The 21,111-nt window shown below is 65.2% G+C and carries 18 protein-coding genes and 3 pseudogenes; all 21 read left to right on the forward strand.

Going from position 1 to position 21,111, the window contains the following annotated elements; translation table 11 throughout:
• Positions 1 to 15 precede the first annotated feature (15 nt).
• The 21 genes and pseudogenes from ACOZ90_RS04285 (at position 16) to rfbC (ending at position 20,542) form a co-directional block, all read left to right on the forward strand.
• Positions 16 to 810 carry a tyrosine-protein phosphatase gene (locus ACOZ90_RS04285; RefSeq protein WP_422892391.1) on the forward strand — a complete coding sequence of 265 codons (795 nt, stop codon included), beginning with the start codon at positions 16 to 18 and terminating at the stop codon, positions 808 to 810.
• Between the two features lie 142 nt (positions 811 to 952).
• Positions 953 to 1,645 (forward strand): polysaccharide biosynthesis/export family protein, encoded by a 693-nt coding sequence (locus ACOZ90_RS04290; protein WP_422892392.1) that lies wholly within the window; start codon positions 953 to 955, stop codon positions 1,643 to 1,645.
• Between the two features lie 30 nt (positions 1,646 to 1,675).
• Positions 1,676 to 3,949 carry a GumC family protein gene (locus ACOZ90_RS04295; RefSeq protein WP_422892393.1) on the forward strand — a complete coding sequence of 758 codons (2,274 nt, stop codon included), beginning with the start codon at positions 1,676 to 1,678 and terminating at the stop codon, positions 3,947 to 3,949.
• 66 nt (positions 3,950 to 4,015) lie between these two features.
• On the forward strand, positions 4,016 to 5,365 hold the full coding sequence (locus ACOZ90_RS04300; RefSeq protein WP_422892394.1) for a J domain-containing protein: 1,350 nt from the start codon (positions 4,016 to 4,018) through the stop codon (positions 5,363 to 5,365).
• Complete coding sequence (locus ACOZ90_RS04305; RefSeq protein ID WP_422892395.1) at positions 5,362 to 6,537, forward strand: tetratricopeptide repeat protein; 1,176 nt, start codon at positions 5,362 to 5,364, stop codon at positions 6,535 to 6,537. The genes ACOZ90_RS04300 and ACOZ90_RS04305 overlap by 4 nt, the downstream gene beginning before the upstream one ends.
• Positions 6,538 to 6,625: 88 nt before the next feature.
• Positions 6,626 to 7,060, forward strand: a complete 435-nt coding sequence (locus tag ACOZ90_RS04310; protein ID WP_422892396.1) for a hypothetical protein — start codon at positions 6,626 to 6,628, stop codon at positions 7,058 to 7,060.
• A gap of 153 nt (positions 7,061 to 7,213) precedes the next feature.
• Complete coding sequence (locus tag ACOZ90_RS04315) at positions 7,214 to 7,648, forward strand: hypothetical protein (protein WP_422892397.1); 435 nt, start codon at positions 7,214 to 7,216, stop codon at positions 7,646 to 7,648.
• Positions 7,649 to 7,783: 135 nt separating this feature from the next.
• Positions 7,784 to 9,256, forward strand: coding sequence for an O-antigen ligase family protein (locus tag ACOZ90_RS04320; RefSeq protein ID WP_422892398.1), 1,473 nt, complete (start codon positions 7,784 to 7,786; stop codon positions 9,254 to 9,256).
• Positions 9,257 to 9,258: 2 nt separating this feature from the next.
• A complete protein-coding gene (tviB, locus tag ACOZ90_RS04325; protein WP_422892399.1) occupies positions 9,259 to 10,542 on the forward strand; it encodes a Vi polysaccharide biosynthesis UDP-N-acetylglucosamine C-6 dehydrogenase TviB in 1,284 nt (427 codons plus the stop codon).
• Between the two features lie 6 nt (positions 10,543 to 10,548).
• Positions 10,549 to 10,749 (forward strand): annotated as a pseudogene (locus ACOZ90_RS04330) (WxcM-like domain-containing protein); the annotation flags it as partial.
• Positions 10,732 to 11,004: pseudogene (locus ACOZ90_RS04335) on the forward strand (acyltransferase); the annotation flags it as partial. The pseudogenes ACOZ90_RS04330 and ACOZ90_RS04335, both read left to right, overlap by 18 nt.
• 87 nt (positions 11,005 to 11,091) lie before the next feature.
• Positions 11,092 to 11,481 (forward strand): annotated as a pseudogene (locus tag ACOZ90_RS04340) (sugar 3,4-ketoisomerase); the annotation flags it as partial.
• Positions 11,478 to 12,569 carry a DegT/DnrJ/EryC1/StrS family aminotransferase gene (locus ACOZ90_RS04345; protein WP_422892400.1) on the forward strand — a complete coding sequence of 364 codons (1,092 nt, stop codon included), beginning with the start codon at positions 11,478 to 11,480 and terminating at the stop codon, positions 12,567 to 12,569. The pseudogene ACOZ90_RS04340 and the gene ACOZ90_RS04345, both read left to right, overlap by 4 nt.
• A complete protein-coding gene (locus tag ACOZ90_RS04350; protein WP_422892401.1) occupies positions 12,563 to 13,156 on the forward strand; it encodes an acyltransferase in 594 nt (197 codons plus the stop codon). Before ACOZ90_RS04345 ends, ACOZ90_RS04350 begins: the two co-directional genes overlap by 7 nt.
• Positions 13,157 to 14,665 (forward strand): O-antigen translocase, encoded by a 1,509-nt coding sequence (locus tag ACOZ90_RS04355; protein WP_422892402.1) that lies wholly within the window; start codon positions 13,157 to 13,159, stop codon positions 14,663 to 14,665.
• Positions 14,658 to 15,617, forward strand: coding sequence for a glycosyltransferase (locus ACOZ90_RS04360; RefSeq protein WP_422892403.1), 960 nt, complete (start codon positions 14,658 to 14,660; stop codon positions 15,615 to 15,617). The genes ACOZ90_RS04355 and ACOZ90_RS04360 overlap by 8 nt, the downstream gene beginning before the upstream one ends.
• 203 nt (positions 15,618 to 15,820) lie before the next feature.
• Complete coding sequence (locus ACOZ90_RS04365; RefSeq protein ID WP_422892404.1) at positions 15,821 to 16,846, forward strand: glycosyltransferase; 1,026 nt, start codon at positions 15,821 to 15,823, stop codon at positions 16,844 to 16,846.
• A gap of 7 nt (positions 16,847 to 16,853) precedes the next feature.
• Positions 16,854 to 18,005, forward strand: coding sequence for a hypothetical protein (locus ACOZ90_RS04370; RefSeq protein ID WP_422892405.1), 1,152 nt, complete (start codon positions 16,854 to 16,856; stop codon positions 18,003 to 18,005).
• A gap of 43 nt (positions 18,006 to 18,048) precedes the next feature.
• Positions 18,049 to 19,104: a dTDP-glucose 4,6-dehydratase gene (gene rfbB, locus ACOZ90_RS04375; RefSeq protein WP_422892406.1), complete on the forward strand. Its 1,056-nt coding sequence runs from the start codon at positions 18,049 to 18,051 to the stop codon at positions 19,102 to 19,104.
• Positions 19,101 to 19,988, forward strand: coding sequence for a glucose-1-phosphate thymidylyltransferase RfbA (rfbA, locus tag ACOZ90_RS04380; RefSeq protein ID WP_422892407.1), 888 nt, complete (start codon positions 19,101 to 19,103; stop codon positions 19,986 to 19,988). The genes rfbB and rfbA overlap by 4 nt, the downstream gene beginning before the upstream one ends.
• Entirely contained in the window at positions 19,985 to 20,542 is a 558-nt protein-coding gene (rfbC, locus tag ACOZ90_RS04385; protein ID WP_422892408.1) for a dTDP-4-dehydrorhamnose 3,5-epimerase, read from the forward strand. Before rfbA ends, rfbC begins: the two co-directional genes overlap by 4 nt.
• Positions 20,543 to 21,111: the final 569 nt, after the last annotated feature.

A 21,111-nucleotide genomic window follows, 5' to 3' on the forward strand; every position in this document is an offset into this window, starting at 1 on the left:
GTACAATTCGCCGCGATGATCGACCTCCACCACCATCTGCTGCCGGGCATCGACGACGGCGCGGCCGACCTGGCCATGGCGCTGGAAATGGCCCGTATGGCGGTCGCCGACGGCATCCGCACCGTCGCCTGCACCCCGCACATCTACCCCGGCCTGTATGAGAACACCGGCGAAGGCATCCGCGCCGCCATCGCCGCCTTCCAGGCCGAGCTCGACGCCGCCGGCATCCCGCTCAGGCTGGTCGAAGGCGCCGACGTCCACCTCGCCCCCGGCCTGGTCGACGGCATCAAAACCGGCGCCGTGCCCACCCTGGCCGGCTCGCGCTACCTGCTGCTCGAACCCCCGCACCACGTGGCCCCGCCCAATTTCGAGCAGGAAGTCTTCAACTTCATGGCCGCCGGCTGCGTGCCGGTCATCACCCATCCCGAGCGCCTGACCTGGGTCGAGCAGCACTACCCCACCTTCGTGGAGCTGGCCCGCCGCGGCGCCTGGATGCAGATCACCGGCGGCGCGCTCACCGGCCGCTACGGCCGCCGCGCCCGGCACTGGGGCGAGCGCTTCGTCGGCGAGGGCCACTGCATGATCCTGGCCACCGACGCCCACCACCCGCGCCGCCGCCCGCCGCTGCTGGCCGAAGCCCGCGAGGCCGCCGCGAGCCTGGCCGGCGCCGAGGAAGCCACCCACATGGTCATCACCCGGCCGCAGGGCATCCTCGACAACCGCGCCCCCGGCGAACTTCCGCCGCCGCTGGCGGAAACCCTGCCGCCGCCCCGGCCCAGGCGAACCATTCTCCAGCGCCTGTTCAGGTAAACGCGGCCATCGCAAGGCGCCAGGCGGACACGCCGATCGGCCCTTGACACCGGGTTCACACACTCGAACGGGTACACTACGCGCCCGCAGAAAGCTGCCCAGGCCGTCCCATTTCCGGCCCTGGCCCCCGGAGTGTCCCTGAATGCGATCCTGGTTGACCGTCTTCACCGCCTTGCTGCTCGCCATTGGCCTGTCCGCCTGCAGCAGTGGCCCCAAGCGCGTCTATACCGGCGACCTGCCGGCACCCGACACCACCTCCGCATCCGGTGCCTATGAGGGCGCCACCGACTACCGCGTCGGCGCCCAGGATCTGCTGCAGATCAGCGTCTTCGGCGTACAGGAACTCACCCACCAGGCGCGGGTGAACTCCAACGGCATGATCAACGTGCCCCTGATCGGCGGCGTCATGGCCGGTGGCAAGACCGTGCCGGAGCTGGAGGCCGAGCTGGCCGCACAGTACGCCGACGGCTATCTGCAGAACCCCCAGGTCACCATCTTCATCGAGGAATACACCAGCCAGCGGGTGACCATGGAGGGCGCGTTCAACAAGCCCGGCATCTACCCGCTCACCGGCAAGACTTCGCTGCTGCAGGCGGTGGCCATGGCCGGCGGTACCGACGAATTCGCCGACCTGAATGGCGTCGTCCTGTTCCGCAGCATCGATGGCCAGCGCATGGCCGCCGCCTACGACCTGCAGATGATCCGCCGTGGCGAGCTTTCCGATCCGCAGATCTACGGCGACGACATCGTCGTGATCGAGCGTTCCGGCAGCAAGTCCGCGTTCCGCGAGTTCCTCAGGTCGGTGCCCGCACTGGGCCTGTTCCTCGCCCTCTGATCCCCAGCCACCAGGCAACGCACCCCACGCATGCAAGACGACAACCTGCCGGCACCCCCGGACGACGACAACAAGGACGACCGTCTCCCCGCCCGCGCCCCGCAGGGAAACCTCCCGGCCAGGGCCGGTTCGCAGGCCGTTTCGCTCGACCTGTTCGAGGACAAGCGTGCCGACGAGGACGAGATCGACCTGCTCGCCTACTGGCGCATCCTGGTCAAGCGCCGCTGGCTGGTGCTGGGCGTGCTCGGCGGCGTGGTCGCGCTGTCGCTGCTGGTCACCCTGATGATGCCGCCGGTGTACCGCTCCACCGCCACCCTGCAGATCGACCGCGAGTCCGTGCAGGCCATGCAGGTGGAAGGCTTCAACAACGCCGAAGGCGCCGCGCCCGACTTCCTCACCACCCAGTACGAGCTGCTGCGCAGCCGCGCGCTGGCCGAGCGGGTGGCCAACGAGCTGCAGATCGACGCCGGCACCGCCGAGCGCCTGGGCTCCAACACCTGGTGGCAGCGCGCCACCGCCGCCCTGCGCGCCGGTGACGAGGATGAGCCCACCGGCGATGGCACCGGCGCCAGCGACGAGCTCGCCACCCTGCAGTCGGCCACCGGCATCGTCCGCAGCGGCCTGTCGGTGGAGCCGGTGCGCAACTCGCGCCTGGTGCGCATCCACTACGACAGCACCCTGCCGGCATTCTCCGCCCGGGTGGTCAACGCCGTGGCCGACGGTTTCATTTCCTCGGCCATCGAGCGCAAGTTCGACGCATCCTCGTATGCCACCCGCTACCTGGAAGAACAGCTGGCGCTGATGAAGGGCCGGCTGGAGGAGTCCGAGCGCAGCCTGGTGGAGTTCGCCACCCGCGAGAACATCGTGTCGGCCGGTGAATCCGGCCAGACCCTGGAAGTACAGAACCTGGGCGCCCTCAACGCATCACTGGCCGCTGCCCAGAACGAGCGCATCGCCGCCCAGGCCGCGTGGAGCCAGGTCAGCGGCGGCGGCAGCCTGCCCGCCGGTGCCATCGCCAACTCCATCCTCAACACGCTCAACCAGCAGCGCGCCCAGCTCAACGCGCAGTACCAGCAGCAGCTGCAGACCTACAAGCCGGAATACCCGGCCATGGTCGCCCTCCAGGGCCAGATCGACGAGGTGGAACGGCAGATCGAACAGGAGCGCGGCGCCGTGCGCGCTGCCATCCGCGCCGAGTACGACGCCGCCCAGGCGCGCGAGAACATGCTGGTGGAGCAGCTGGCCGCGCTGCGCGCCGGCGCCCTGGACGTGGACAACCGCTCCATCGACTACAACATCCTGCGCCGCGAGGTGGACACCAACCGCCAGCTCTACGACGGCCTGCTGCAGCGCTACAAGGAAATCGGCGTCGCCGGCGGCGTGAGCAGCAACAACATCTCCATCGTCGACCGCGGCATGGTGCCCACCGGCCGGTTCAAGCCCAGCCTGCCGCTCAACCTGGCCATCGGCCTCATGCTCGGCCTGATGCTGGGCGTGCTGATCGCCTTCGTCCTCGAGTTCCTCGACGACACCATCAAGTCGCCCGAAGACATCGAGCAGCACCTGCGCCTGGCCGTGCTCGGGGTCATCCCGCACCTGCGCAAGCAGAGCGTGCAGGAGGCCCTGGCCGATCCGCGCTCCGCTTTCTCCGAGAGCTACCGCTCGGTGCGCACCGCGCTGCAGTTCTCCACCGACGGCGGCGTGCCGCGCACCCTGCTGGTCACCAGCGCCAGCGCGTCGGAGGGCAAGTCCACCACCGCGCTCACCCTGGCCCGCAACTTCGCCCAGCTCGGCAAGTCGGTGCTGCTGGTGGAGGCCGACCTGCGCAACCCGTCGCTGCACCGGGTGCTGGGCATGCGCGCCGAAGCCGGCCTGTCCAGCCTGCTGGCCGGCGCCGCCAGCATCCAGACCGTGGTCAACGGCACCGACGACGAGCGCCTGGACGTGGTGCTCGCCGGCCCGCTGCCGCCCAACCCCGCCGAGCTGCTGTCCGGCAGCCGCATGCTCTCCATGCTCTCGGTGGCCGCGCAGAAGTACGACCAGGTGATCATCGACGGCCCGCCGGTGCTGGGCATCGCCGACGCGCCGATCCTGTCGAACCTGGTCGGCGGCACCCTGCTGGTGGTGCATGCCGGCGACACCCGCATCAAGACGGCCCAGGCGGCGATCAAGCGCCTGGCCGCCGCCCGCGCCCGCATCCTGGGCGGCCTGCTGACCCATTACGACGCCAAGGTGGCCGGCTACGGCTACGACTACGAGTCCTACTACGCCTACGGCACCACCCCCAAACTCGAGTCCCGCTGACCCCACCTGGCTGCCCCCCACCTGGCGCGCTCCTACAATGGGGGGTGTGGCTTTGGGGGAGAACTGATGTCCGGCGGTGAAGCACTCGACCTGGCTCTGGGCCTGCTCCGCGCGCCCGCGCGGCGCGGGCTGCTGGCCGCCAGGCCGCTGCCCAGCGGCATGACCACCCTGCTGGAGGTGGCCGGCGGCTCCGGATCCGCCGCCCGGGCGGCCTCCGCCGCCACCGGCGCCAGCCCCGCCGAACTGCTTGCAGCCTCGCGCTTCTTCGTCCAGCAGATCCTCTTCATCGAAGGCGCCAGCGCCTACCGCGTCCTTGGCGCCCGCCCCGACGCCCCGTATGCCACCCTGCAGGCCCATCACCGCCACCTCCAGCGCTGGCTGCACCCCGACCGCGACGGCGGCGAGGCCTGGGACAGCGCCTTCAGCGCCCGCGTCAACGACGCCTGGAACCAGCTGCGCACCGCCACGGCCCGCCGCGCCTATGACCTGTCGCTGCCGGACAGCGCCGGAGCCGGCGCCACCGCCGCATCGCCGGCCCGTCCCTCCGGCCACGCGTCCGGCTGGCATCCGCCCGCCGCCATTGCCCTCGACAAGGCCCCCCTTCCGCAGCCGCACTTCCTGCGGCGCCACGCCGGCCCGCTGGCCGTCCTGGCCGTCGCCCTGGCCTGCATCGCCCTGCTGTGGATGGAGCGCCAGCGCGATACCCGGCCGTTCTTCGAGCCGGCGGCCAGCCGCGCTCCCGTAGCCGAGCCGGCCGGCACCGCCAATCCGGAGCCGGCCCGGGTCGTCGTGGAGCCCGTTGCACCAGCGCCTCGGCCTCTCGCGATGGATGCCAACGATGCCGCGCCTGTCGCCGAGCCCCGGGAATTGCCACCCACCGAGCCCGCGGCGCACGTTGCCACCACGGGCGATCTCCAGGCCGGCGAGGATGTCGCGTACGCCGAGGCGACCGCGGCCCCCGCAGCACCTTCCGACAGGCAGCCCAAGACGCTTGCGCACATCGAGCCCGTCACCCTCGAGCCCGCTGCGCCCCCAGCCGACCCCGCGCCCGCCGAACCCCAACCCGGGCCAGACCCCCTCCAGCTCTTCACCCAGGCCGAACACACCGCCTTCCAGGCCACCACCTACCTCGCCTCCGACGGCTCCCACATCCCCCCGATCTGGAACGACTTCCCCACCGAAGCCGCCGCCGCCGATACCCGCGCCGGCCTGGCCCTGCGCCTGGACGGCAGCGACTTCCGTGAAATCAACCTCGACAGCCCCCGGTGGCGCATGGGCGCCGAGCGCGCCATGCTCGACGCCGACTACCGCATCGGCGGCTGGCGCACCCGCGAGCGCGGCCAGCTGCGTGTTGAAATGACCCGCCGCGAGCAGCGCTGGCTCGTCACCCGCCTCACCCTGGAGCCGTCGTCTTGAGTCCTGCACGCTGGGCCGTCTTCCTGCTCACCCTGGGCCTGCTGGCCTGGGCGGGGTGGGGCATCCTCGCCGCGTACAACCATCCTGCCCCGGAGGCCCGCCTGGCCGAGGCCCGCGCCCACCTGCAGCAGGGCCGGGCTGAAGAGGCCGTTGCCGTGGCCCGGGAGCTCCTGTCGCACGACCCCACCTACGGCCGCGCCTTCGCCATCCTCGCCCCGGCCCTGGCCACCGTCGACGACCCCGCCGCCGCGGACGCCGCCACCCTGGCCGCTTACCAGACCGCCGCGCGCCGCGCGCCCCGTGACATCCATGTCCGCGGCTGGCTGGCCGCCCATCATCTCCAGTCCGCTGATTTCCGGGCCGCCATGCCCCACCTGGACGCCATGCTCACCGTCAGCCCGGAAAGCCGCGAGCAATCGCTTCCCCTCGTCGTCCAGCTGGCCGCCGACCCGGCCTTCGCCGAAGCGCTCGCCGACCACCTCGCCGAACATCCGCGCTGGCGTCCGGCCATCCTGCGCGCCGCCATCCGCGCCGACGATCCCGCCGCCGCCGACAACCTGCACGCCGCCCTGCGCGGCCACGGCGTGCTCACGCCGGCCGACACCGGCCGCTGGATCAACGGCATGCTCGCCGGCGGCCGCTGGGGCACCGCCTATGCGCACTGGGTGAGCGGCCTGGACCAGCCGCCGGCCAGCCTGCCGCTGCTGCACAACGGCGACTTCGCCAGCCCCATCAGCTCGCACGGCTTCGACTGGCGCCTGCACCGCACCAACGGCGTGGTGGCCGGCCGCGTCGACGCCCCCGGCGGCGGCCACGCCCTGCGCCTGACCTTCCTGGGCCGCAACGTCGGCCGCACCGGCCTGGAGCAGCCGCTGCTGCTGGCCCCGGGCCGCTACCGGCTCGACCTGCGCGCCCGCACCCGCAGCCTGCGCTCGCACCGCGGCCTGGAGTGGCAGCTCACCTGTTCGGACAACCGCACCCGCATCGCCGCCGGGGCCACCATCGGCGACCATCCGCAGTGGTCGCCCCTGTCCTTGGAGTTCGAGGTGCCGGCCGAAAACTGCGAGGGCCAGTGGCTGCGCCTGGTCAACCCGGCCCCGCGCGGCGCCGCCCAGGCCCTGCGCGGCGAACTCCAGCTCACCGCCATCGGCGTGACCCGACTGGCCCGATAGGTTGGCCCGCTATTTGCTTTTCATTCATTTACTGTAGTCTTCGCCCGCCGGCGGAACTCGCCATCTCCAGCTGAACGGACTCATCACCATGCGCACCCTGCTGCCCGCCCTCGTACTCGCCTGTGCCGTCTCCACCGCCGTACACGCGCAGGAGCCCGCCGCCCCGGCGGATCCGGTCGTCCTGCGGGTCGAGTCGGGAAGTGTCATGGTGAGTCAGCAAGGTGCCGAGTTCGTCACCGTCGAGGCCGATGCCAGCCTGCAGCCGGAAGACCGCGTGCTGGTGCCCGAGGGCAGCGTCGCCAGCCTCGATTACGGCAACGGCTGCGTCGTCAGCCTGGTGACCGGCGCCTATCCCGTGGCCGCCTCCTGCCCGATGGCCAGTGCGCCGGCCGCAGGCGAGGCCGCGGCCGCCGGAGCCACCAACACCAAAATGATCGTTGGCGTGGTGGCCGGCGTCGCCGCGGTGGCGGCGATCGCAAGCGGTGGCGGAAGCGACTCCAGCCCGCCGCCGGTCAGCCGCTGAGCGGTCATCGCGGCGAAATTCACAAAGCCGTCACACAGCCTTGATCCGTAAGGGAAATTTTTCCACATAAGGTTGCACAGTGCGGTGAAATTCATTAGCCTGACCATCCGCGTATCCCGTGCGCGGCCCCCACGCCGCTCCAAGGAAGTCACCATGAAATTCGCCAGCAGCCTGCTGTTCGCCGCCATCGCGGCCACCGCTTTCTCCGCCAACGCCCAGGACGACGCCGTCACCGTGCGCGTCGACGCCGGCAACGTCATGGCCAGCGAGGGCGGCGAGTTCGTTACCGTCGCCAGCGGGGCCAGCCTCGCCCCGGGCAGCCGGATCATGCTGGCGGAAAACTCCAGCGCCTCGGTGGTCTACGCCAACGGCTGCACCGCCTCCATCAGCGCCGCCGGCGTGCACGCCGTCCCGGCCGTGTGCCAGGCCGGCAGCCAGAACCAGGCCGCCGTTGGCACCACCACCGCCGCCGGTATCGATTGGGCCTCCGCCGGCTGGCTGTTCCTCGGCACCGCCGCCGTGGCTGCCGGCCTGTCGCAGATGGACGACGGCGACCCGCTGCCGCCGCCGCCGCCGGTCAGCCGCTAAAACCCCGTTGGGGGTGCCGCGCGCCCCCATGTTTCGCACCCTCCGCCCATCGGCGGAGGGTGTTTTCGTGCAAGCGCCGCGTTGGCTGCGCGCCCATGCAGGCGCTTCCACGGGCGCTTGCGTACCATTCCGTCCATGACCCAGCCACACACCTCCCGCAGTGCCCGCATCAACTTCGCGGGCGCTGTCGTTTTGCTGGCCCTGGCGGTCTTCACCGGCGGCAGCTCGCAGGAATCCGGCGTCGGCGTCGTCATCCTGCAGCTTGCGGCGCTGCCCTGCATCGCCTGGCTCGCCTGGCAGCACCTGGGCGGCCAGGCCAGGCCCTGGCCCTGGCAGTGGGCCGCGCTTGTGGCCGCCATCCTTGCCGTCCCGCTGCTGCAGCTGCTTCCCGTCCCGTCCGCGCTCGCATCCATGGGGGAGGCCCGCGCCCTGCTGCAGGCCGACCTCGCCGTCGCCGGTGCCCCGGCCGCCACCCGCGCAACCCTGGATCCCGCCGCCACCCGTGCCTCCCTGCACGCGCTGCTGCCGGCACTGGCCGTCTTCGGCCTGGTTCTCGCGCTCCCCATCCACATGCACCGCCGCCTGGCCTGGTTCATCGCCGCCCTGGCCATGGCCAGCCTGCTGTTGGGCATCCTGCAGCTGGGCGCCCCGCAGGAGAGCGTGCTCAACCCCTATCCGCAGTGGCGCCCGGCCATGAACGGCTTCTTCGCCAACCCCAACCACCAGGCCACCCTGCTGGTGGTGGCCGGCGTGCTGGCCGCCGGCTGGCTGTTCCACGCTCCCGCCGATACCCGCCGGCACGGCGAGGATCGGGGCAGGGGCGTGATCAGCCGGGTGGCCGCCGCGGCCGTGGTGGTGCTCGCTATCGCCGCGCTGCCGCTCACCGGCTCGCGCGCCGGCGTCATCATCTTCATCCTCGCCCTGGCCGCCGTGGTGGCCAGCCAGGGCTGGCGCCTGCGCGCCCCCCGCAAGCGCCGCCTGCTGGTGGCCGGCAGCGCCGCCATCGCCGCGCTGGGCGTACTCGCCGCCACCCGCTGGATGCGCGTGGACGCCGCCCAGGAGCTGCGCCAGCCCCTGCGCCAGGCCACGCTGGAAGTGGCCGGCGCCCACGCCCCGCTGGGCAGCGGCGCCGGCACATTCGTGCCCGTCTTCGAGCAGGCCACCTCCGGCGAGCTGCTCATGCCCAACTACGTCAACCACGCCCACAACGAATACGCCCAGTGGCTGCTGGAGGCCGGCGTGCTGGCCATCCCCGCCTTTGCGCTCGCCCTCATCGCCCTGATCGCAGCCGCCCGCGCAATGCTGCGCCTGCCGCCCCCCGCCCGCACCGCTGGCACCTGCGCCCTCCTGGCCCTGCTGGCCATCGCCGCCCACTCCCTGGTCGACTACCCCCTGCGCACCCAGGCCATGCTCACCGTAGCCGCCGCCCTGGCCGCAATCATCGCCACCGCACATCGCGCCCCCACTGGCACCCCCACAGGTCGGGGCTACGCCCCCGACACCCCGGCCACCCCAACCGCAACACGCATCACAAAAACCCGCGATAATAGCCACTCAACTTCTGCAGCCGCGCACCCACCTGGCGCGCCTGCCACAGGGACCAAGTGACCATGCAGAACCTGCCCTCGCCGGGCGCCACCCGCATCGCCGTGGTGGGCCTGGGCTACGTCGGCCTGCCGCTCGCCGTGGAGTTCGGCAAGCAGTACGACACCGTCGGCTTCGACATCAACGAAGCCCGCATCGCCGAGCTGCGCAGCGGCCGCGACAGCACGCTGGAAGTCGAGCCCGAGCTGCTGGCCGAAGCCACGCGGCTTGCGTTCTCCAGCGAGCTGGACGGCATCAGGGACTGCAACGTCTACATCGTGACCGTGCCCACGCCCATCGACAGCGCCCGCCGCCCGGATCTGACACCGCTGCGCAAGGCCAGCGAGACCCTGGGCAAGGTGCTGAAGGCCGGCGACACCGTGATCTACGAGAGCACCGTGTTCCCCGGCTGCACCGAGGAAGTGTGCGTGCCGATCCTGGAGCAGGTGAGCGGCCTGACCTTCAACCAGGACTTCTTCTGCGGCTACAGCCCCGAGCGCATCAACCCCGGTGACAAGGAGCACCGCGTCACCACCATCCTGAAGGTGACCAGCGGCAGCACGCCCGCGGCCGCGGATTTCGTGGACGCCCTGTACCGCAGCGTCATCACCGCCGGCACCCACAAGGCCAGCAGCATGAAGGTGGCCGAGGCCGCCAAGGTGATCGAGAACACCCAGCGCGACCTCAACATCGCCCTGGTCAACGACCTGGCGATGCTGTTCAACAAGCTGGGCATCGACACCCTGGAGGTGCTGGAGGCGGCGGGGACGAAGTGGAACTTCCTGCCGTTCCGCCCGGGCCTGGTGGGCGGGCACTGCATCAGCGTGGATCCCTACTACCTGACCCACAAGGCGCAGGAGGTGGGGCACCACCCGGACGTGATTCTGGCCGGGCGCCGCACGAACGACGGGATGGGTGAGTACGTGGCCAACCAGGTGATCAGGCTGATGGTGAGGAACGGGATCAATCCCGTGCGCTCACGGATCCTGGTGATGGGGCTGGCGTTTAAGGAGAACTGCCCGGACCTGCGGAATACGCGGGTGGTGGACATCATCGAGGCGCTGAAGGGCTACAACGCGCGCGTGGACGTCTGCGACCCGTGGGTGGACGCGGACGAAGCCAAGCACGAGTACGGCCTGGCGCTGTGCAAGCCCGGCGACGGCGAGTACGACGCCGTGGTGGTGGCGGTGGGCCACGAGGAGTTCCGCAAGCTGGGCGCGGCGGGGATCCGTGCGCATGGCAAGCCCGGGGCGATTCTGTATGACGTGAAGTATGTGTTGCCGCGGGAAGCGGTCGACGGGAGGCTCTGATCCTCCATGGCCGCAACGATCCATCCGCTTGCTGACGTCCAGTCCAGCAACATCGGGGAAGAGACCCGCATCTGGCAATTCGTCGTCGTGCTGGATGGCGCCGCCATCGGCAGCGAATGCAACATCTGCTCGCATTGCTTCATCGAAAGTGATGTCGTCATCGGTGATCGCGTTACCATCAAGAACGGCGTGCAGCTGTGGGATGGCCTGCGGGTTGGCGATGATGTCTTCATCGGGCCGAACGTCACGTTCACCAACGACAAGCACCCGCGCAGCAAGCAGCACCCGGAGGAATACCTGGCCACCCACATTGAAGCCGGTGCCTCGATCGGCGGCGGTGCGACGATCCTTCCCGGTCTGAGGATTGGCAGGTCCGCGATGGTGGGCTCTGGCGCGGTGGTCACCCGTTCGGTTCCACCCAATGCCATCGTCGTGGGAAATCCCGCCCGGATCATCGGTTACGTCAATGCTCGTGGCATGGAGTCGCGTGCAGCTGAATCCAGCCATGCCGGGGAGGCACCCGAAGCGGGCGACTGGAATGTAAAGCTCGTGAAGCTGCCTCGCCTCATCGATATTCGCGGCAGCCTGACAGTTGGCGAGTTCGAGCGCTCGGTTCCCTTTGTGGCCAAGCGCTACTTCATGGTGTTCGACGTGCCCAGCGTCGAGACCCGGGGGGAACACGCGCATCGGGAGTGCCACCAGTTCCTGATCTGCGTGCGCGGCAGCGTCAGCGTGGTCGCGGACGACGGGGCCAGGCGTCGTGAGTATCTGCTTGATCGACCTGACCTGGGCCTGCACCTCCCGCCCATGGTCTGGGGGATCCAGTACAAGTATTCGCCCGATGCACTGCTGCTGGTGTTCGCGTCGCACTACTACGATTCGGACGACTACATTCGTAACTACGACGAGTTTCTGCAGCTCGCGGGAGCCAGAGCATGATTCCGTTCCTTGACCTGAAGGCACCGCACGTCGAACTACGTGAAGAGATCGGCGAGGCAGTCGCGCGTGTGATCGATTCGGGCTGGTACATCCTCGGCCCGGAAGTCGATGCTTTCGAAGCCGAGTACGCCACCTGGTGCGGGGCAGGGCATTGCGTTGGCGTGGCGAACGGACTGGATGCGCTGCACCTCGCGCTGCGTGCCATGGACGTGGGGCCGGGAGACGAGGTCATCGTTCCGTCCAATACCTACATCGCCACTTGGCTGGCGGTCAGCCAGTGCGGGGCGACTCCGGTGCCAGTGGAGCCAGTGGAGGCCACCTTTAACCTTGATCCATCGCTGATCGAAGCTGCCATCACCTCCCGCACGAAGGTCATCCTGCCGGTACACCTGTACGGGCAGCCGGCGGACATGGATCCAATCCTTGCCATTGCCCGCAAGCATGGCCTGCGCGTGCTGGAGGACGGAGCCCAGGCGCATGGTGCGCGCTACAAGGGCACGCGCATCGGCGGCCACGGTGATGCCGTGGCCTGGAGCTTCTATCCGGGCAAGAACCTGGGTGCGCTTGGCGATGGCGGCGCCGTCACCACCAATGACGCCGGAATCGCGGAGCGCCTGCGGGTACTGCGCAACTATGGTTCCAAAGTGAAGTACGTCAACGACGTTCAGGGTTGGAACAGCCGCCTCGATCCGATCCAGGCAGCGGTGCTGCGGGTGAAGCTCAAGCACCTTGATGCATGGAACGCGCGCCGTGCCCTCATCGCTCGCGAGTATCTCGAATGGTTGGCTGGCTCGTGGCTGACGCTGCCGGGAGTGCCCGAGTGGGCCCACCCGGTCTGGCATTTGTTCGTCGTGCGCCATCCGCAGCGCGACGCCTTGCAGGCAAAGCTGGCCCAAGCGGGCATCGGCACGCTGATCCATTACCCGATCCCGCCGCATCGGCAGGACGCCTATGCTTCAGCAGGTTTTCCCAGAGAAGCGTTCCCGATCGCTTCGCGCATTGCCGAGGAAGTGTTGAGTCTTCCGATGGGGCCTCAGTTGTCGAAAGAGCAAGCTTCGCGCGTCATTGCCGCAGTACCGAAATGCTGATTCTGAAGATTCGACGGCGATTGGCGATTACGGCGATCCGCTCGATACAGTGGTTTCGAGGGGTCTGGTATCGGATGCTGTCAACCAATCGAGTTGACGGCGCGCCAGTTCGATATCAGCCGGTGCAGGCGGTGGGGTCGGGGGCAATCAAGTGCGACAGGAATGTCCGCATCGGCGTATTTCCATCATCAGGATTCCTTGATACCTACGCCTATATTGAAGCTCGTAGTTCGACGGCAACGGTATGCATCGGTGAGAACACGTGGATCAACAATGGGTTTCGTTGTATCGCAGAGCACTCATTGATTTCAATCGGAGCGAACTGTCTTGTAGGCACTAATGTCGAGATTCTCGACAGCGATTTTCATGGGCTGAAGCTTGAAGATCGCAACATGTCAAAGCCAGAGTGGGCTGCGCCGGTGCTGGTTGAGGACAACGTCTTCATTGGTTCCAACGTGCGTATCCTGAAAGGCGTTCGGATTGGTCATGGTGCTGTCATTGCCAACTCTTCCTTGGTATTGGCGGACGTTCCTCCTATGACGATTGCGGGTGGAGTGCCAGCCAAGGTTCTGCGGAACCTGAATTAGATGGGCAACTCCTACCGCCAGATCCTGCGTTCGTCATCGATCATCGGTGGCGCGTCGGTTATCAATATCATGGTCGGACTCCTGCGCATGAAGGCCGCGGCAGTGCTGCTGGGGCCTGCAGGTGTGGGCCTGATTGGGCTGTTCACCAACCTGGTGGGAACGGCGACGGCCGTGGCCGGCGTCGGTGTGGGGACAGTGGGCACGCGCCAGATCGCAGAGGCGGCTGGGAAAGACGACCCCCAGAGGATTGCATTGGTACGCCGAGCGCTGTTCTGGCTGACATTGGGCCTCGCAGTGCTCGGTGGTGTCGCGTTCTGGCTGTTGCGACATGTCCTGGCCGAGCGAGTACTGGGTGATGCGAGTCTCGGAGGCGCGCTTGGATGGCTGTCTATCGCAGTCGTGTTCAGTGTCGCGGCTGCATCGCAGAACGCGTTGCTCCGGGGCGTGCGCCGCGTCGGTGATATCGCTCGCATCAGCGTGGGATCGGCAGTGCTCTCCACTTTCGCGGCGCTCATTGCGCTGTGGGCGTTCGGGCGGGATGGCATCGTGGTCTTTGTCCTGGCGGCGCCGGTTGCGAGCTTCCTGCTGGGGTATTGGTACGTGTCGCGCCTTCCGCGCGTATCTCCTGCGGCGGCACCGCTTGCACAGTTTTCCAGTCAGTGGCGAGCCATGCTGGGCCTCGGGGTCGCCTTCATGGTGGCGGGGCTTGCGGCCAGCGTGGGACAGCTGCTGGTCCGGACCCTGGTGCAGCGGGAGCTGGGTGTCGAGGCCCTCGGTCACTTCCAGGCGGCATGGGCCATCTCGATGACCTACGTTGGCTTCGTGCTAGGGGCCATGGGTACGGACTACTACCCGCGCCTGACGGCGGTCATCCAGGATCGAGTGGCGGTGAATCGCTTGGTTAACGAGCAGACTGAAGTCGCGCTGCTCCTTGCCGCGCCGGTGCTGCTGGGGATGCTGGCTCTGGCGCCGTGGGTCATCCGACTGCTGTACACGAGCGAATTCGTGGAGGCGGTGGATGTGCTGCGCTGGCAGGTGCTGGGCGACATCCTGAAGGTTGCCAGTTGGCCGCTTGGTTTTATTCTATTGGCGTCTGGTGCAGGCAAGACCTTCATGGGGACGGAGTGGATGGCCGTCGCCATGTTTGTTGTGCTGACGTTCGTTCTGCTTCCTGTTATCGGTATTGATGCAACAGGAATCGCGTTTCTTGGCATGTATCTAGTCTTGCTGGCTCTGGTTTACCTGCTTGCTGTTCGTCGAACGGGTTTCGCGTGGTCGCCAGCAGTGAAACGGCTGCTGGCAGTGACCTTTCTGGCCGCGGTCGGAATCACGGCCCTAGCCAGTGCGACTGAGGTGCTGGCTGGGTTGCTGGGATCTCTGGCCGCGGCCGGCTTTGGTACGTATGCATTGGTACGGCTGTCGCATGCCAGTGAGTTGCGAGGGCCAGTGGCCAAGCTGGCCTCCGTGACGAAGACGATGATGACCAGAATGGGGGTGTGGCGTGACTGACGATCTGCCCTTGGTGACGTTCGCGTTGCTTGCGTATAACCAAGAGAATTACGTAACTGAAGCCGTTAACGGAGCTCTCTCTCAACGCTATCCCAAGCTACAGATAATTCTTTCGGATGACGCTTCTGCTGACCGGACGTTCGAGTTGATGCAGGAAGCAATGAGTCGCTACGATGGTCCGCATGAGGTGATTTTAAGACAGAACAAAAAGAATGAAGGCATTGGTGCTCATGTGAACTGCATCATGCAGATTGCCAAAGGCGAGATAATAATCGCAGCGGCTGGGGACGATGTTTCATTGCCAGATAGAACTAGCCGCACTGTTGACGCCTTCATTTCTTCTGACGAGCCCGTTTACTCAGTTTGGTCACGGGCGGCATACATTGATGACCAAGGGAGCGTCCTTCAACGCGAGTTTCCTGGGAATACTGACGGGTACACCGAGAAGTCCATGGTTCGGAACAGATTGCCCGTGATCGGTGCCACGCACGCATGGCGAAATGAAGTTTTTGAGTTCTTCGGACCGCTTATGAGTGATGTGATGTTCGAGGACAACGCAATCTCCTTCCGCAGCTATCTCCTCGGCGCGGTAAAGTTCTTGGATGAGACGTTAGTAAGATATCGAACCCACATGGATAATCTTACGAACTTTGCAGCAGGCAAGGATCTGTTGTCTGTTTACAAGGCGGCTGCCCGACGGAATCGATGGGCGTTGACGGGCTTGGCCCAGCGAAGGCGGGATCTTGAACTCGCTACGCGATCTGCAAACTCGTTCTCCCGTGATGGTCGTGTGTTGCGCCGCGAGTTGGATTGGCTGGAGCGGAGGATCAGTCGTCGTCTGCGAGCGTATGAGGGATTTCCGGATACCCCTTGGGAGCTGGCAGTTTATGCATTGAGCGATGCGGAAATTGCGAAAGTCATGCTTCGTTCTCTCAAGCACCGTTCCTCATGAGTAGTGGAAAATCTTCTGAGAGGGTGCTCTTCGTTACTTGGGATGCGCCTCAATCCAACTATCTCGAGAGTCTTTTCGTTCCAATTCTAGCCGGACTTTCATCTCCTACGCGAAGCTTTCATGTTTTGCAGTTCACTTGGGGTGAGTCGCGTACTCACGAGCGTAACCGTGCTGCGTGCGAAAGGGCAGGAGTTACCTACGACATGATTTCGGTTTGGCGTCGACCGCGATCGGTTGGCGGGATTTTCAGCGCGGTTCGGGGCGCGCATCGCATCCGTGAGCTCATTCGTCGGTACGAGATAGATGTGGTTTTATCAAGAAGCACGATGCCTGCATTGGCAACGCTACTGGCCAGGATTCCCGCTTCGACTCATGTCGTGTATGACGCAGATGGGCTTCCGCTGGACGAGAGGGTCGAGTTTGCGGGACAGAATGCGTCTGGTGTTGTGCTTCGTCTGCTTAGAGACGTAGAAGCCGAAATCGTGCGTCGCGCGTGTCGAGTGCTTGTTCGATCGCGTAGCGCAATCAGTGTGCTTGTTTCTCGTGCTGGCGCCGGTACCTCTGATGGCAAGTTCCACGTAGTCGGGAACGGACGAGATCCGGGTGAATTTTTTCCGTCCAACGATGGTCGGCGCAGCCGGATTCGAGCAGAGATCGGCTTGGCTCCTGAAACGCCATTGCTTGTCTACGTTGGCTCGATGGGCCCCAAGTATCTTCTTCCGGAGATGCTCAAGCTGTTTCGATTCGTGCGTTCGAAGCGCAGCGATGCGCACCTGCTTATTCTGACGAATGATCCGTCACGTGTCTTGCCCTTGGTGGAGTCGGAGTCAAGCATCGCGGATGGCACTCATGTCATGAGTGTTGCACCTAGTGAAGTGCCATCTTTACTGGAGTGTGGAGACCTCGGTCTTGCATTGATCCTTCAGTCTTACTCAATGACTGCTGTCGCCCCGATAAAGTGGGGTGAGTATTTGTTGTCTGGCGTTCCGGTTGTGACCACCTCGGGGATTGGCGACACGGTACTGATCAGTGGCGATTGCGGAATGGTCGTCGACATGGTTGATGATGAGTCGTTGCAGAGTGTCGCTGACTGGTTTGTGCAGGTTGTGCTGGGCGATCGCGAGGGGTTTCGGCAGCGTTGCAGGGCGCTTGGCATTGAGCGGTTCTCGCTCGAATCAAGTATTGAGAGGTACCGTGTGGCTCTAGGTGGACTGCACGCAGGTCGGTGATCGAAATATGGAACTCTTGCCCTCTGCCTGGAGTGTGATCAGTACCGGAGCTGTCTTTGTCTCTGGTGCGTTCGTGTGCATGAAGTTGGGGCCCAGATTCCGTGTCGGGCAGCGGCGTTCGTTGCTGCTTTATGTGTGGCATTCGATATTCTGTGTCGTTTACGTGATGTATGTCAGTGAAAGTGGCGGCGATGCACTGATGTACTACGATGCGTCGATGGTTGATAGTGTGGACTTCACTTTTGGAACCGCTGCGGTCCTGTCCGTTACCCGTCTTTTCAGCTATTTTCTCGGCCTTTCCATACTTGGTGTTTTTTCCGTTTTCAACATCATCGGCACCGTCGGCCTCTTGGCGTTTGATGGGGCTCTTCGGCATGGGGTTTCGGGGAAGAGTAGGGGCATGCGCCGCGTCGCATCCATTCTTGTGTTCTTGCCATCCGTTAGTTTCTGGTCATCCGCGATTGGAAAGGATGCCATTTCATTCTGTGCAACAGGTTTGGCCCTCTGGGCGGCGATAGATATGAAGCGTCGCTTTTGGCTCATGGGCGTTGCGGTATTGTTGATGCTGTCTGTGCGTCCGCACATGGCAGTACTCCTTTCCGTGGCGCTCGCCGTTTCCGTTGTATTTAACCCGCGGGTGTCGCTTCTCCGAAGGTGTGTTATGGGAATCGCAGCTGCAGGTGCCAGTGCTGTCCTGATTCCCTTGGCGATCGGAACCTCGGGTCTGGGTAATGCCGGTGGTGTTGAGGCCGTCGCCGATTATGTTGAACGCAGACAGGGATACAATATGGAAGGTGGGGGAGGTGTTGACATATCGTCAATGTCGCTCCCGATGAAGATGTTCACTTACCTGTTCAGGCCGCTGCCGTTTGAAGCGCACAATCTTCCATCCTTTGCCGCGTCGATTGACAATATGGTTTTGCTTGGTTTGACTTTCCTTGGTGTTTGGAGCGTCAGGCGCGGTCGTCATTATCTTGCAGGCGTTAATTGGATGTTCCTTTTGGCGTATTCTCTGTTCGGTTGGTTGCTTCTCTCTCTAACTACGGCGAATCTTGGTATTTCCATGCGGCAGAAGTGGATGTTCGTCCCTATGGTTATATTTCTTCTGGTTTCCGTAATAGGTGCGCGTCGTGGTCGTGATGCACGCGATAATTTTTGAAGCATGATTTCATTTCTCTCTTCCGTGGGGCGTGAGTAAACTAATGAGTACGTGGCTAGTCACCGGCGGAGCCGGTTTCATCGGCGGCAATTTTGTGCTCGAAGCCGTTGCCGCGGGTGTGCGCATCGTCAACCTCGACGCGCTCACCTACGCCGGCAACCTCGACACCCTGTCCTCGCTCGAGGGCCATCCGGACCACGTGTTCGTCCACGGCGACATTGGCGACCGCGAGCTCGTCGAACGCCTGCTGGCCGAACACCGCCCCGACGCGGTGGTGAACTTCGCCGCCGAGAGCCACGTCGATCGTTCGATCGACGGCCCGGCGGCGTTCGTGCAGACGAACGTGGTCGGCACGCTGGCCCTGCTCGAGGCCGTGCGCGACTACTGGAAGGCGCTGGACGGCGAGGCGAAGGACGCGTTCCGCTTCCTGCACGTGTCGACCGACGAGGTCTACGGCACCCTGGGTGAGACCGGGCTGTTCACCGAGACCACGCCCTACGCGCCCAACTCGCCGTACTCGGCGTCGAAGGCCGCGTCCGACCACCTGGTGCGCGCCTTCCACCACACCTACGGGCTGCCGGTGCTGACCACCAACTGTTCGAACAACTACGGCCCGTACCACTTCCCCGAGAAGCTCATCCCGCTGGTGATCGCCAAGGCCCTGGCCGGCGAGCCGCTGCCGGTCTACGGCGACGGCAGGCAGGTGCGCGACTGGCTGTTCGTGAGCGACCACTGCGAAGCGATCCGCACCGTGCTGGCCAAGGGCCGCGTGGGCGAGACCTACAACGTCGGCGGCAACGCCGAGAAGCAGAACATCGAGGTGGTGAAGACGATCTGCGCGATGCTCGACCAGCGCCGTCCGCGCGAGGACGGCCAGCCGCGCGAGTCGCAGATCGCCTTCGTCGCCGACCGCCCGGGGCACGACCGCCGCTACGCGATCGACGCGTCCAAGCTGCGCGACGAACTGGGCTGGACGCCTGCGTACAGCTTCGAGCGCGGCATCGCCGAGACCGTGGACTGGTACCTCGACAACCAACCCTGGGTGCAGCGAGTGCTCGACGGCAGCTACCGGCTCGAACGCATCGGGGGTGTGGCATGACCGCGCGCCGCGGCATCGTCCTGGCCGGTGGCTCCGGCACCCGGCTGTATCCGATCACCCAGGCGATCAGCAAGCAGCTGCTGCCGGTGTACGACAAGCCGATGATCTACTACCCGCTGAGCACGCTGATGCTGGCCGGGATCCGCGAGGTGCTGATCATCAACACCCCGCACGAGCAGGCGCTGTTCCGGCAGCTGCTGGGCGACGGCTCGCAGTGGGGCATGGACATCCGCTATGCGGTGCAGCCAAGCCCGGACGGGCTGGCGCAGGCGTATCTTATCGGGCGCGAATTCGTCGACGGCAAGCCGAGTTGCTTGGTGCTGGGCGACAACATTTTCCACGGCCACGGTTTCAGTGACCTTCTCAAGCGCGCCGATGCACGCGAGGAGGGGGCCACGGTGTTCGGCTACTGGGTAAGAGACCCCGAGCGCTATGGTGTTGCCGAGTTCGATACCCAGGGGAAGGTGGTTGGACTTGAAGAAAAGCCGACCAGGCCGCGCTCGAATTATGCGGTCACAGGTCTGTATTTTTATGACGGCCGCGCCAGTGACTTCGCGGCGTCGCTAACGCCATCGGCGCGAGGTGAACTAGAGATCACCGATCTCAACCGCTGCTACTTGGAAGAAGGCAGCCTGCATCTGGAGCAGTTGGGCCGCGGCTACGCTTGGCTCGACACTGGCACCCACCAGTCGCTGATCGAGGCCTCCAACTTCATCGAAACCATCGAAGCGCGGCAGGGGTTGCGGGTGTGTTGCCCGGAGGAGATCGCGTGGGCCAACGGCTGGATAAGCGACGCCGACTTGGAGCGGCTGGCCGCTCCCTTGGCCAAGAATGGCTACGGGCAGTACCTGTTGTCACTGGCCAAGCGCGGGGTCGTCCGGTGAACGTGGTTGAAACCGACCTGCCAGGCTGCGTGATCATCGAGCCAAAGGTGTTCGGAGACGCTCGAGGGTTCTTCTACGAATCGTTCAACTCTGGCAAACTCGCGCAACACGGTCTCGCGCCGACGTTCGTGCAGGGCAATGTGTCCGCGTCGTCGCGCGGCGTGCTTCGTGGCTTGCACTATCAGTGGCCGAAGCCGCAGGGCAAGTATGTCTCAGTGATTGAAGGCGAGGTATGGGATGTCGCCGTCGACATCCGTCAGGGTTCCCCCACCTTCGGAAAGTGGACTGCCGCGGTGCTGAGCGCCGACAATAAGCGTCATTTGTGGATTCCGGAAGGTTTCGCGCACGGGTTTGTAACGCTCAGCGAGCGCGCTGTGTTCACCTACCTCTGTACCGCAACTTATGACCCCGCGGCCGATGCTGGGATTCGCTGGAGCGACACCGCGTTGGCAGTGGACTGGCCTGTGGCCGAGCCCCTGCTGTCCGACAAAGACGCTCGTGCACCCTTCCTCGCCGAGGTGCCGGCAGATCGTCTGCCGGTTTATGTGCCGTGAGGCGGCCTTGGTGGACGTATGCCGTCGAGGTGCGGTAGCTGATGAAAGTTCTCGCACTTTGTAAATATGGCAGAAAGGGCGCGAGCAGCCGTCTCCGTAGCATGCAGTATTCGAAGCCGCTTCGATCCGAAGGAATTGAGCTCGAGTTTGACTGCCTGTTGACTGATGAATACTTGGCAGCAAAGTACGCAGGCCGTTCCGTCGCGTCCACGGTTGTGCGTGAGTACGCCAGGCGGGCGTTCAAGATGCGAAGTACCAAGTCGTATGACTTGGTACATCTGGAAAAGGAAGTTTTTCCTTGGGTGCCTTGGCTGCTAGAGCGAAACGCACTTCCGGAATCCGTGCCGCTCAGCGTAGACTTGGACGACGCGATATTTCATCTATATGACTCCCACAGACTTGGCGCTGTGAGACGAATACTGGGAGAAAAGATCGATCACATGGTAATCCCCCCACAGGTTAGCTGACGCCAGAAGTGGAATTTTCTCGTACCCTTTCCCGAGGAGGTTCCATGAAGAAGTCCCGTTTCACCGACAGCCAGATCATCGCCGTGCTCAAGCAGGCCCAGG

The sequence above is a fragment of the Luteimonas dalianensis genome (assembly GCF_049339425.1).
Classification (GTDB): Bacteria; Pseudomonadota; Gammaproteobacteria; order Xanthomonadales; family Xanthomonadaceae; genus Luteimonas; species Luteimonas dalianensis.